The organism is Streptomyces sp. McG3 (genome assembly GCF_018619185.1).
GTDB lineage: Bacteria > Actinomycetota > Actinomycetes > Streptomycetales > Streptomycetaceae > Streptomyces.
In genome coordinates this window covers 1-11,849 of record NZ_JAAXYC010000258.1, presented here as the reverse complement: position 1 = coordinate 11,849, position 11,849 = coordinate 1, and the positions used below count along the sequence as shown (strand labels likewise).

Sequence of the window (11,849 nt, the reverse complement as noted above, 5' to 3'; positions counted from 1 at the left end):
ATGCAGCAGCCTCCCGGCCAGGCGCAGGGCCAGGGCCAGGGCGGCATGCCCACGTTGCCCGGAGGCGCCGCACCGGGAGGAACGGCACCGGGAGGAACCGCGCCCGGCGGTACGGGGACGGGCAGGGGCACGAACCCCGGTTTCGGCGAAGGCTTGAGGGGTGGCGGCGGAGGCGGCGGCATGGGCGGGCTGCTCAACGGCGCGTCCGTCGACGCCGAGGCGAAGGCGCTGCTGGAGGAGGACGCGGACGGCTACACCTGGGTCGCCGCCGCCGTCGGCGCGCAGAACGCGGCCAGCTACCAACTCGCGACCGGCGAACCGGTGATGGCGATCGGCGGCTTCAACGGGAGCGACCCGGCACCGACGTTGGCCCAGTTCCAGCGGTACGTCGCGGAGGGGAAGATCCACTACTTCGTCTCGGGCGGTGGCACGGGCGGAGGCACGGGAGGCGGCCCGGGCGGCGGGACGGAAGGAGGCGGCGGCATGGGCGGCAACTCCGTTACCTCGTCGCGGATCTCCTCCTGGGTGACGGAGAACTTCACCGAGGTCACCGTCGGCAGCGCCACGTTCTACGACCTGACGCGGCCCGCCGGCTGAGGACCGGGCGTACGCGGTCGGGCTCAGAACCCGGCCGCGTACGTCCAGAAGTCCCGCATCACCCGCGGAGCGGCGGGCCCGGCCATCTCCAGCTGGGTGAGCAGGACGGCGACCGTGCCCGTGGCCGGGATGACGTGGGCCGTGGTGCCGGTGCCGCCGACCCAGCCGTAGCGGCCCAGCACGTTCCAGGGGGCCGCGACCTCGACGTCCACCGCACCGCCGAAGCCCCAGCCCTGCCCCTCCGTGAACAGCCCGCTCGCGGCGCGCTGCTCCGGGGTGAGGTGATCGGTGATCATCTGGCGGACCGACTCGGCGGCCAGCACCCGGTGGCCGCCGTCGTTCAGCCCCCCGGCGAGCAGCATCCGGCCGAAGGCGGCCCAGTCGTCGACGGTCGAGACCAGGCCGCCCGCGCCGGACGGGAAGGCGGGCGGGCTGCTCCACTGCCCGTCCGGGGCGTCGACCAGCACCGGATCGCCTCCGCTGTCCGCCCCGGCCCGGTAGTAGCTGGTGAACCGGTCCAGCGCGGCGGGCTCCACGGCGAACCCGGTGTCCGTCATTCCGAGGGGCTCGAACAGCCGCTCCGCCAGATACCCGGGCAGCGGGCGGTCGGCGACCCGGGCGATGAGGACGCCGAGGATGTCGGAGCACGTGTTGTAGAGCCAGCCGTCGCCCGGCTGGTGCAGCAACGGGACCCGGGACAGCGCGGCCATCCAGGCGTCCGGCGCGAGGACGGCCTGCGGCTGCGGCGGGCCCTGCTTCAGCTCGGCGAACAACGGGGCGACGGCCGGGAGCGAGAAGTCGGAAGGGAAGCCGTAGCCGGCCCGGAAGGTCAGCAGGTCCAGCAGGGTGATCGGGCGGACCGCCGACACCACGTCGTCGACCGGGCTCCGCGGGGTCCGTACGACCAGGGGCGCGGCCAGTTCGGGAAGCCATGCCGCGACCGGGTCGGCGGGGGCGATCAGGCCGTCCTCGACGAGGGTCATGGCAGCCGCCGCCACGATCGGCTTGGTGATCGAGGCGATACGGAAGAGCGAGTCCCGCCGCATCGGGGTGGACCCGCCGAGGCTCGCCGTACCGGCTGCCGCCACCTCGGTCCTTCCGCCCCGGGCGACCAGGGCCACCGCGCCCGGCAGCGACCCCTCGGCGATGTGGGCGTCGAGCAGTTCGTGCAGGGAGGTGGTGGTCATGGGTCGTCCTTCGTCCGGTACCGCGTGTGCTGTCGGAGCCTGCGCCCCGGGGGGTGCCCCGCGGTGCGCGACCGCGGGTGGTGGACCGGGCGCGGCCCTCGGACAGGAGGACGCGCGCCGGCCGTAAAAGGAGGCATGCGGACCGAAAATGATGACTTCCGGCCCGCCCGGGACTCATCGGCCCCTTCCTCCCCGTACCACCAGGTCCGCCACCACCGGCCGGTGGTCGGAGGCGACGGTCTCCGGCACCCATGCCCTGCGCACCGTGATCCCGGTGCCCGGCCCGCCCTTCGACACCGCCACGAAGTCGATCCGCTTGACCGGGTCCCGCGCCGGGAAGGTGGGCGCACCCGGGTCGGCGTCCGCCAGCTCCCGCCACAGCGGGGCCAGTTCGGGGGCGGCGGGCTCCGCGTTGAAGTCGCCGAGCAGGATCCGCGGGCCCCGGTCCTCGGCCATGATCCGCCGGGTGTCGGCGACCTGGGCGACGCGGACGGCGGGGTCCGGGCGGTAGTCGAGGTGGGTCACGTACACGTGCACGGGCAGCCCCCGCACCCGTACGACGACCTCGCCGAACCCCGGGGCGGGAGCGGGGGTGGGGTTCGGGTCCTGGGTGGAGAGGCGGGTGATCTCGTGGTTCTCGGCGCTCACGATCCGGTGCCGCGACAGCACCGCCACCCCGTACTCCGCCCGGGGGTCGCCCGGCCGGGCCGGGTCCAGGCTGTAGATCGGGGCGAACGAGACGTGCATGCGCAGCCGCCGCGCCAGCTCGCCCGCGAGATCCCGCCACTCGCTGCGGTCGCCCCAGTGCCGGTCGACCTCCTGAAGGCCGATCACATCCGCGCGGAGTGAGAGGAGTTCGGCCGTCTGGCGGTCCAGGTCGAAGACACCGTCCACGCCCGCCCCGGCGTGGATGTTGTACGTGGCGACCCGCAGCGGCACGTCCCCGCCGGAAGGGGGGCGGGTCGTGGCGACGGCGGCGGCGGGCGGCGCGATGAGCGCACCCAGGAGGGATGCGGCGAACAGGAGTTGAGGGATACGAGAGGTACGGCGACGCAGCGACATGGCTCTCCAACCGGCCGAAAATCGCGCACTTTGTCAGGTCAGCGTCGAGAACCGTACCGCCCGGCCGCCACGCGGGTCCCACCGGCGCGGCCGGTCCGGTGGCACGAAATTCGACTTGTACGTTGTACAGGGACTGCCTTACGGTGTATGTCAACGACCTGCCATACGCCGTACAGTGCCGAGCTTCGCGTGCCGTACGGCCACTCCGGAGCGCGTTGCCACCGCACCGGACCCCGGAGCCCAAGGAGCCCGCATGACGGCGCCCGCCGCACAGCGACCAGACCTCGCCCCCCAGGGGCAGTATCCGCAACGCTGGCTGATCCTCGGCGTCATCTGCCTGGCCCAGCTCACGGTGCTGCTCGACAACACCGTCCTCAACGTGGCGATCCCCTCCCTCACCGCGGAGCTGGACGCCTCCACCGCCGACGTGCAGTGGATGATCAACGCCTACTCACTCGTCCAGGCAGGGCTGCTGCTCACCGCGGGCAGCTCCGCCGACCGTTACGGGCGCAAGAAGATGCTGTTGGTGGGCCTCGCGCTGTTCGGCGTCGGCTCGCTCGTGGCCGGGCTCTCCCAGTCATCGGCCCAGCTCATCGCGGCCCGTGCCGGGATGGGGGTCGGCGGCGCGCTGCTGCTCACCACCACGCTCGCCGTCGTGGTCCAGATCTTCGACGACACCGAGCGCGTCAAGGCGATCGGCATCTGGTCGACCGTCTCCTCCCTCGGCTTCGCGGCGGGGCCGCTGTTCGGCGGGTTCGTCCTCGACCACTTCTGGTGGGGCGCGATCTTCCTCATCAACATCCCGGTCGCCCTGATCGCCCTGGCCGCCGTCGTCCGGCTCGTCCCGGAGTCGAAGAGCGGCCAGGGGGAGCGGCCGGATCTGCTGGGCGCGCTGCTCTCCACGATCGGTATGACCGCGGTCGTCTTCGCGATCATCTCCGGGCCGGAGCACGGCTGGGCGTCCGGCCGAGTGCTGCTGACGGTGTTCGTCGGCGTCGCCGTGCTGGCCGGGTTCGTGCTGTGGGAGCTGCGCGTTCCCCACCCGATGCTCGACATGCACTTCTTCCGGAACCAGAAGTTCGTCGGTGCGGTGGCGGGGGCCATCCTGGTCGCCTTCGGGATGACCGGCTCGCTCTTCCTGCTCACCCAGCACCTTCAGTTCGTCCTCGGGTACGGACCGTTGGAGGCGGGTCTGCGGACGGCGCCGATGGCGCTCACCGTGGTCGCCCTCAACCTCACGGGCCTCGGCGCGCGCATGGTCCAGAAGTTCGGCACGCCCGTCGTCATCGCGGCGGGGATGAGCTGCCTGGCGGCAGGCCTCGCCGCGATCGCGGTGCTCGGCGGGGGCGACGGCGGGTACGGCGGCATGCTGTTCGGCCTGGTCGTGATGGGTGCGGGCGTCGCCCTCGCCATGCCCGCGATGGCCAACGCCATCATGAGCGCGATCCCGCCGGAGAAGGCCGGGGTGGGCGCGGGGGTCAACGGCATGCTCGCGGAGTTCGGCAACGGACTGGGGGTCGCGGTGCTCGGCGCGGTGCTGAACGCCCGCTTCGCCGCTCTCGTGCCGGCCGCCGTCGGCGCCGCCTCGCTGCCCGCGGCCCTGGCCGCCGCCGACGGGCCCGCCGCCCGCGAGCAGATCAAGGACGCCTTCGCCTCGGGCCTGGAGGTCAGCCAACTGGTCGGCGCGGTCGCGGTGCTGGCGGGCGGACTGCTCGCCGCGCTGCTGCTGCGCCGGGCCGAGCGGGCGGAGACGGCGGTGGCCGGGGCCGCGGGGGCGCCGCAGGACGACGCGACGAAGACGCCGACGGCCGACGCCACGGCGGCGCCGCACGCCGACGCAACGAAGACGCCGGTGGCCGGGGCCGCGCGGGCCGAGGCCGCGAAGGCCGGGGACCGGGCAGACTCGACGGGACCGGCGGCATAGCATCGGACCGGACGCGCGTACCGGACCGTCAGCGTCCGGTACGCCGTCCTTCCGGCAGGACGGCTCGGTCCCGCCCTTCCGGCAGGACCGCTCGGCGGAGCGGTCCGCGCAAGACGAGGAGAGTGCGCCATGGTGTCCGAGTCCGACCGCGAGTCCGACCGGGAGTCCGTGCCCGAGCCCGATCCGGAGTCCGGGGCCGGGACCGGGTCCGTGGACGGGACCGGGGCCGTGGACGGGACCGGGACCGGGTCCGCGTCCGGGGACGGGCCCGACCGGGAGAGCAACGCCGCGCGGACCAGCGTATGGCTGGACCGCCGGGCCCCTTCGCGCTCCCGCAGGTCCGAGTCCCCGGCGGGCCTGGACCGCAACCGGATCACCGAGGCGTCGGTGCGCCTGCTGGACGCCGACGGCCTCGCCAAGTTCTCGATGCGCCGGCTCGCCGCCGAGCTGGACGTCACCGCGATGTCCCTCTACTGGTACGTCGACACCAAGGACGACCTGCTGGAACTGGCGCTCGACTCGGTCTACGCCGAGATCGCCCCGCCCCGCGAGGACGCTGACTGGCCCGACCGGCTGCGGGAGCTGGCCCGCAGCTACCGCGAGCTCCTCGTCCGCCACATCTGGATCTCCCCGCTGGCCGGGACCTTCCTCAACATCGGCCCGAACTCCATGCTGTTCTCGTACGCCGTCCAGGACATCGTCCGGGCCACCGGGCTGCCCCTGGAACGGCAGACGGGCGCGCTCTCGGCGGTCTTCCAGTTCGTGTACGGATTCGGCACCGTCGAGGGCCACTTCAAGGCGCGGTGCGACGCGGCCGGGATCACCCAGGACGAGTACCACCAGCAGGCGATGGGCACGATCAGGGCGCAGCCGCACCTGCGGAAGATCGTCGACTACTCCGACGGCCTGATGGCGGCCCGGGGCGGGGACACGGTCGAGGAGATGCGCGAACGGGACTTCGTGTTCGCGCTGGACCTGCTGGTCGCCGGCATCGAGGCGGTGCGCGACCGGACGGGCTCGACCGCCCCGTAGCCGCTTCTCCGGGAAACACCCAGCAGCGCGTGACGAGGGACGCCCGGCAACGCCCGACGAGTACCGCGGTACTGAGCGTTCGCCGGCTGTGCGCCGGCTTCAGTACCCGCGCCCCGCGTCCACCGTCAGCTCGGGCCTGCGGCCCGCCGTCACGGCCTCCCAGCAGGTGGTGAAGTCGACGGAGACGTCCTCGTCGGTGGTGATCCCCGAGGAGTGCGAGGTGATGACCGTACGGGGCAGCTTCCACACCGGGTCGCCGGGCACGGCCGGTTCCTCCGGCAGCACGTCCAGCACGGCCCGCCGTACCCGGCCGTCCCGCAGCGCGGTCTCCAGCGCCCCCATGTCGACGGTCGCGCCCCGCCCCACGTTGACGAACGTCGCCCCGCGCACCGCCGCGAACCGGGCGGCCCCGAAGAAGCCCTCCGTGGCCCCGGTCAACGGCAGCGTGGAGATCACCCAACGGGCCTCGCCCAGCACCGCGTCGTCGTCGGCGGCCCCGATCACGCGGTCGAAGCCGGGCACCATCCGGGCGGTGCCGGGCGCGGGACCGGACCGCGTCGTGCGGGCGACGCCTACGGTGCGTACCCCGCAGGCGCCCAGCAGCCGCCCGACGGCCGCGCCGATGCGGCCGGTCCCGTAGATCAGGGCGGTCTGCCCGGCGACGAGCTCCGAAGGGAGGCGCTCCCAGTGCGCGCGGGCGTGGAGGGCGGTGAACTCCGGTACGGACTGGCACTCGGCGAGCATCCAGGCCAGGACGTACTGGGCGATCCGCTCGCCCATCCGGCCCACGGTCCGGGTCAGGAGCGCCGAGCCGGGCCAGGGACCCCCGGCGAACAGCGGGTCCGCCCCCGCGTTGACGCTGTGGAACCAGAGCAGCCGACTCGTCCGCAGCGCGTCGGGCAGTGTCTCGCCCACGCACAGCAGGGGCGCGTCGGACGGCGGCGGGACGTCCTCCAGAAGCTCCGCGGCCCGTCCGGTGATCCGCTCCAGTTCCCGTACCAGACCGCCGTCGAGCGAGGGCGCGACCAGCAGCCGGGCCTTCGCCAGGGCCTCGGGCGAGGGCAGCGGGGCCGGGACGGGCATCCCGCACGCGAGGAGCGAGTGGGGCTGACCCGGGGCGGGTATCGGCGGGCCGGGTTCGGCGTTCCCGCTCTCCCCGACCCCCGTGGCTTCTGCGGTCATCGCGCGGTCAGCTCCCCGGGGCCAGGTGGGCCGGGAAGCCGCCGGTGGCGACGGGGCCCCAGCGCTCCGGAGTGACCCGGATGATCGACTTGCCCTGCTTCACCATCGCCGCCCGGTACTCGTCCCAGTCCGGGTGCTCGCCGGAGATGTTCCGGAAGTACGCGACGAGCGGCTCGACCGAGTCCGGGGCGTCGATGACCTCCGCCGCACCGTCGACCTGCACCCACGGCCCGTCCCACTCGTCCGACAGCACGATCACGCTGACCCGTTCGTCGCGCCGCGCGTTGCGGGTCTTGGCGCGCTCGGGGTACGTCGACATGACGATCCGCCCCGCGTCGTCCACGCCGCAGGTCAGCGGGGAGCCCTGGGGGCGGCCGTCGGCCCGGGTGGTGAGCAGGACCGCCCGGTGCCGGGGGCGTACGAACGCCAGCAACTCGTCGAGCTCCACGGCGGTGTTGGTCGCGATGTTCGGTGCCATGCCCACCACCCTACGACCGGCCCGGGCCAGGGACCGGGAAGCGCCCCGCCGGAGGCTAACCGGGCAGCGCCTCGCCCTGCACGGCCTGGATGTCCAGCTCCACGCGCAGCGTCGTTCCGATCGCGGAGATGCCCGCCTGGACGACCTGGTTGTAGTTCATCGCGAAGTCGGCGCGGCGCAGTTCGGCGGTGGCGTGGAAGGCCGCGCGCACCCCGCCCCACGGGTCCGGCCCGGTGCCGAGGTAGCTGAGGTCCAGGTCGACGGGGCGCGAGACGCCGTGCATGGTCAGCTCGCCGTGCACGGTCCAGCGGTCGGGTCCCGCCGGGGCCAGCGCGGTGGAGCGGTAGGCGATCTCCGGGTACCGGTCCACGTCCAGGAAGTCCGGCGAGCGCAGGTGCTTGTCCCGCATCTCGTTGCCGGTGTCGATGCCGGCCGCCCTGATCACCGCGTCGACCCGGGAGCGGGAGACGTCCTCGGCGATCTCGATCCGGCCGCCGAAGTCGGTGAAGCGGCCGTGCACGCTGGAGATCCCCAGGTGCTGGGCGACCGCGCCGACCGAGGAGTGCGCGGGATCCAGCGACCAGACGCCCGGCGGAGGCAGTTCGACCCCGCCCTGGCGGGCCAGCACGATCTGGCCGCCCTCGATCCGGCCGCTCGCGGTGACGAGGGCGGTGGAGGCGGCGGGCGCGTACCCGACCGCCGTGACGATCACCGTGTACGCGCCGGCCGTCAGGGAGCCGTCCGTCCGGACGGCCCCGTCCTCGTCGGCCGCGGCGCGCAGCACCTGGGCGCCGGTCATGTCGGTGACGGTGACGACGGCGTGCTGGACCGCCCAGCCGTCCCGTGTCCGTACCTGTGCGCGAAGTCCCATCCCGTATCTCTCTCCTAGCTCGATGACCCGCGGCCGGCCCGAAGGAACCCGGGGCCACATGAGTCGGCCCCGGGGCGGTCACGGCAGGCCGTCCCCTGCTCGCCGTACCCGCCACCGGGGCCCATTTCCACCCGGTCGTGACAGCCTCTCCGCTGGAAGTGCCGTCCGACCAGGGGTCTTCGCGATCCCTTCACGTGCTCGCGCGCATCCCTATAGGTGCACGCGCGCCCGTGCCGCGGGGATCAATCACTCACCCGGGTGAGCGAGTTCGATGTCGTGCCCGTCGACTCCCGGGCCGCTCACGGTGAGCGATCCGGCCACCGGCGGGTAGCCGGTCGCGATGACCGCGTACTCGCCCGCGTCCAGGTCGGTGAAGGCGTACGCCCCGTCCTCGCCGGTCGTCGCGGTGGCGACCACGTTGCCCGCCGCGTCGATCAGGGTGACCCGCGCGTCGGTCAGCGGGCTCCGGGCGGACCCGGCCCGCACGACGCCCCGGACCAGCGCACCGGACCGCAGCGCGGCCTCGACGCGGGTGACGCCCTGGCCGCCGATCTCCACCGGCAGTGCCAGCGGACGGAAACCGGCGGCGTTGACCGCGACGGTCACGGAGCCCGGGATCAGCTCGCCGAAGGCGAACTCACCGGCTGGGCCGGACGCGCCGGTGGCCAGCACGTCGCCCCGGACGTCGGTCACGACGACCATCGCGCCGTCGACGGGTGCGCCGGACTCGGCGGCCTTGACCGTTCCGGCCAGTCCGCTCGTACCGGACAGCAGGATGTCGAAGGCCAGCGGCTCCTCACCGACGACCACCGTGGACGCCTGCGGCTGGAAGCCGTCGGCGGAGGCGATCAGCACGTAGCTGCCGGAGCCGGGGGCGTCCAGGGCGTAGCCGCCGTCGGGCCGGGCCACGGAGCGGCCGAGCTGCCGGCCGCCCAGCGAGATCAGGGTGACGGCGGCGCGGGCGACCGGAGCGCCCTCCGCGCCACGCACCACACCGTGGACCGAGGCGCCGCCCTGTACGCCGCCGCTGTCGACGGTGTCGTACGAGGCGGAGGCGGGGACACCGGCGGTGTCGACCGAGGTGACCCCGGCCGCGCCCTCGGAGACCGGACCGGTGACCGCGCCGACCGCGGCGGGCACGGGGACCTCGGCCGTCCCGACGGCGGGGGCGTCGGCGGAGGCGTCGTTCGCCACGCTGCTCTTCAACGCGACCTCCTTGATGAAGATCGTCACGATGAAGGCGACGAGCGCGGCCGGAGCGGCGTACAGGAAGACGTCGCCGACGCCGTGCCCGTACGCGGCCTCCATGACCAGGCGCAGGGGCTCGGGCAGCTTGTCCAGGTCGGGGATGCCCCCGCCGCCGGTACCGCCGTGGCCGAACGCCGCACCCTCCGGGCCGAGGTCGGCGATGCCGTCCTTGACGTAGTGGGTGACCCGGTTGCCCAGGACCGCGCCGAGCGCCGAGACGCCGATCGCACCGCCGAGGGAGCGGAAGAAGGTGACGACGGAGCTCGCGGAACCGAGGTCTTCGGGGGCGACCTGGTTCTGGGTGGCGAGGACCAGGTTCTGCATCATCATGCCGATGCCGAGACCCATGACGAACATGTAGACCGCGACGTGCCAGTACGCGGTGTCGTACCGGATCGTGCCGAGCATCCCGAGCCCGGCCGTGACCAGGAAGCCACCGGTGACCAGCCACGCCTTCCAGCGCCCGGTCTTGGTGATGACCTGGCCGGAGATGGTCGAGGAGAGGAAGAGCCCCGCGATCATCGGGATGGTCATCACACCGGACATCGTCGGCGACTTGCCGCGCGCCAGCTGGAAGTACTGGCTGAAGAAGACGGTGCCCGCGAACATCGCGATGCCGACGAACAGCGAGGCGATCGAGGCCAGCGTGATGGTGCGGTTGCGGAAGAGGCGCAGCGGGATGATCGGCTCGGCGGCCCGCGACTCGGTGAAGACGAAGATCAGGCCGAGCAGGACGGAGCCCGCGACCATCACGCCGCTCTGCCACGAGAGCCAGTCGTACTTGTCGCCCGCGAAGGTCACCCAGACCAGCAGCAGGGAGACGGCGGCGCTGATGAAGAACGCGCCGGTCCAGTCGACCTTGACGCCCTCGCGCTTGACGACCGGGAGCTTCAGGGTCTTCTGGAGCACGATCAGCGCGATGATCGCGAACGGCACGCCCACGTAGAAGCACCAGCGCCAGCCCATCCAGCTGGTGTCGGTGATGACGCCGCCGAGCAGCGGACCGCCGACGGTGGCGACGGCGAAGACCGCGCCCAGGTAGCCGCTGTAACGGCCGCGCTCGCGCGGGGCGATCATCGCGGCCATGACGATCTGCGCGAGGGCGGAGAGACCGCCGACGCCGATGCCCTGGACGACCCGGCAGGCGATGAGCATGCCGCTGCTGGTCGACAGACCGGCGACGACCGAGCCCAGGACGTAGATGACCAGGGCTATCTGGACCAGCAGCTTCTTGCTGAAGAGGTCCGAGAGCTTGCCCCAGAGCGGGGTGGTGGCGGTCATGGCCAGCAGCGAGGCCGTCACGACCCAGGTGTAGGCGCTCTGGCCGCCGCCGAGGTCGGAGATGATCTCGGGCAGGGCATTGGAGACGACCGTCGACGACAGGATCGCGACGAACATGCCGAGCAGCAGCCCGGCCAGTGCCTCCATGATCTGCCGGTGTGTCATCGGCGTGCCGTCGGAGACGCCGGAGGCGGTGGTGCCTCCGTGCCCTCCGTGCTTGGCGTGGCCGCCCCGCACACCGGTGGGTGTGGTCGTAGCCATTGAGTTCCTTATCCGTGCGAATTTGCTTCTGTTACACAGGTGTACGGGTGTGAGCCTCGTCGCCGAGGCGGGTCCTGCACTCGCCGGTGTGACGTCCGGGGGCACAGCCGCCGGATCCGCGACAGGCGAAGCTGTCGCGCAGCCGCGACAGCAGTGCGATGAGCCGGCCGACGTCGTCGTCGGACCAGTCCTGGAGGTTGTGGGCGAACACCTCGGTGGTCCGCCGGGTCAGTTCGTCGAGCTGTTCGTGCCCGCCGGGGGTCAGCCGCAGGATGCGGGACCGCTTGTCCGACGGGTCCGGAGACCGTTCGATCCAGCCGCGATCGGCCACATGGGCCACGTGGCGGCTGGTCACCGACATGTCCACGGACAGCAGCTCGGCGAGCCGGCTGATCCGCATCTCGCCGTGCCGGTCCAGGAGGGTCAGTACGGCGGCGGATCCCGCGGGACATTCGTGGGGCAGTGCGCGGGCGAGCCCCCTTTTGACGGCCCCGACGGCGCTGAGCTGCCGGGCCAGTTCCTCGTAACTACTCCGTGCGGCCACGGGAACCCCCAGCACACTCACGTCTATGTTGTTGCTTAGGGCAACGATAGAAGCCGTTGGTTGCTACAGGCAAACGAAAACGGCCTTGCAGAAGTAAAGGAACGCAAAAGCCTCCGTAGGGTCCGGGTCAAGCCCGTTCCCCGGCTGCGGCGACGCAGGTCGCACGGGGTGCGGGGTGGCCC

At 72.8% G+C, this 11,849-nt stretch carries 9 protein-coding genes and 1 pseudogene; 3 read left to right on the top strand and 7 right to left on the bottom strand.

Annotated features, from left to right (window positions below; translation table 11 throughout):
• A pseudogene (locus HET64_RS29920) lies at positions 1-597 on the top strand (glycosyl transferase); the annotation flags it as partial.
• A 23-nt stretch (positions 598-620) separates the two neighbouring features.
• Here the strand turns inward: HET64_RS29920 and HET64_RS29915 are convergent.
• Both HET64_RS29915 and HET64_RS29910 read right to left on the bottom strand, forming a co-directional pair.
• Positions 621-1,784, bottom strand: coding sequence for a serine hydrolase (locus HET64_RS29915; RefSeq protein ID WP_215110275.1), 1,164 nt, complete (start codon positions 1,782-1,784; stop codon positions 621-623).
• A 174-nt stretch (positions 1,785-1,958) separates the two neighbouring features.
• Positions 1,959-2,846 carry an endonuclease/exonuclease/phosphatase family protein gene (locus HET64_RS29910; protein WP_215110274.1) on the bottom strand — a complete coding sequence of 296 codons (888 nt, stop codon included), beginning with the start codon at positions 2,844-2,846 and terminating at the stop codon, positions 1,959-1,961.
• Positions 2,847-3,099: 253 nt separating this feature from the next.
• Here HET64_RS29910 and HET64_RS29905 point away from each other — a divergent pair, with 253 nt between their 5' ends.
• Both HET64_RS29905 and HET64_RS29900 read left to right on the top strand, forming a co-directional pair.
• Positions 3,100-4,770 (top strand): DHA2 family efflux MFS transporter permease subunit, encoded by a 1,671-nt coding sequence (locus HET64_RS29905; protein WP_215110273.1) that lies wholly within the window; start codon positions 3,100-3,102, stop codon positions 4,768-4,770.
• 129 nt (positions 4,771-4,899) lie between these two features.
• Entirely contained in the window at positions 4,900-5,802 is a 903-nt protein-coding gene (locus HET64_RS29900) for a TetR/AcrR family transcriptional regulator (RefSeq protein WP_215110272.1), read from the top strand.
• Positions 5,803-5,901: 99 nt separating this feature from the next.
• Here HET64_RS29900 and HET64_RS29895 read toward each other — a convergent pair whose 3' ends face one another.
• The 5 genes from HET64_RS29895 to HET64_RS29875 form a co-directional block, all read right to left on the bottom strand.
• Positions 5,902-6,885: an NAD(P)-dependent oxidoreductase gene (locus HET64_RS29895; RefSeq protein ID WP_215110277.1), complete on the bottom strand. Its 984-nt coding sequence runs from the start codon at positions 6,883-6,885 to the stop codon at positions 5,902-5,904.
• 106 nt (positions 6,886-6,991) lie between these two features.
• A complete protein-coding gene (locus tag HET64_RS29890; RefSeq protein ID WP_215110271.1) occupies positions 6,992-7,462 on the bottom strand; it encodes a PPOX class F420-dependent oxidoreductase in 471 nt (156 codons plus the stop codon).
• A 55-nt stretch (positions 7,463-7,517) separates the two neighbouring features.
• Entirely contained in the window at positions 7,518-8,333 is an 816-nt protein-coding gene (locus HET64_RS29885) for a YceI family protein (protein WP_215110270.1), read from the bottom strand.
• A 246-nt stretch (positions 8,334-8,579) separates the two neighbouring features.
• Positions 8,580-11,123 (bottom strand): MFS transporter, encoded by a 2,544-nt coding sequence (locus HET64_RS29880; RefSeq protein WP_215110269.1) that lies wholly within the window; start codon positions 11,121-11,123, stop codon positions 8,580-8,582.
• A 31-nt stretch (positions 11,124-11,154) separates the two neighbouring features.
• A complete protein-coding gene (locus tag HET64_RS29875; RefSeq protein ID WP_215110276.1) occupies positions 11,155-11,667 on the bottom strand; it encodes a MarR family transcriptional regulator in 513 nt (170 codons plus the stop codon).
• Between the last annotated feature and the right edge of the window lie 182 nt (positions 11,668-11,849).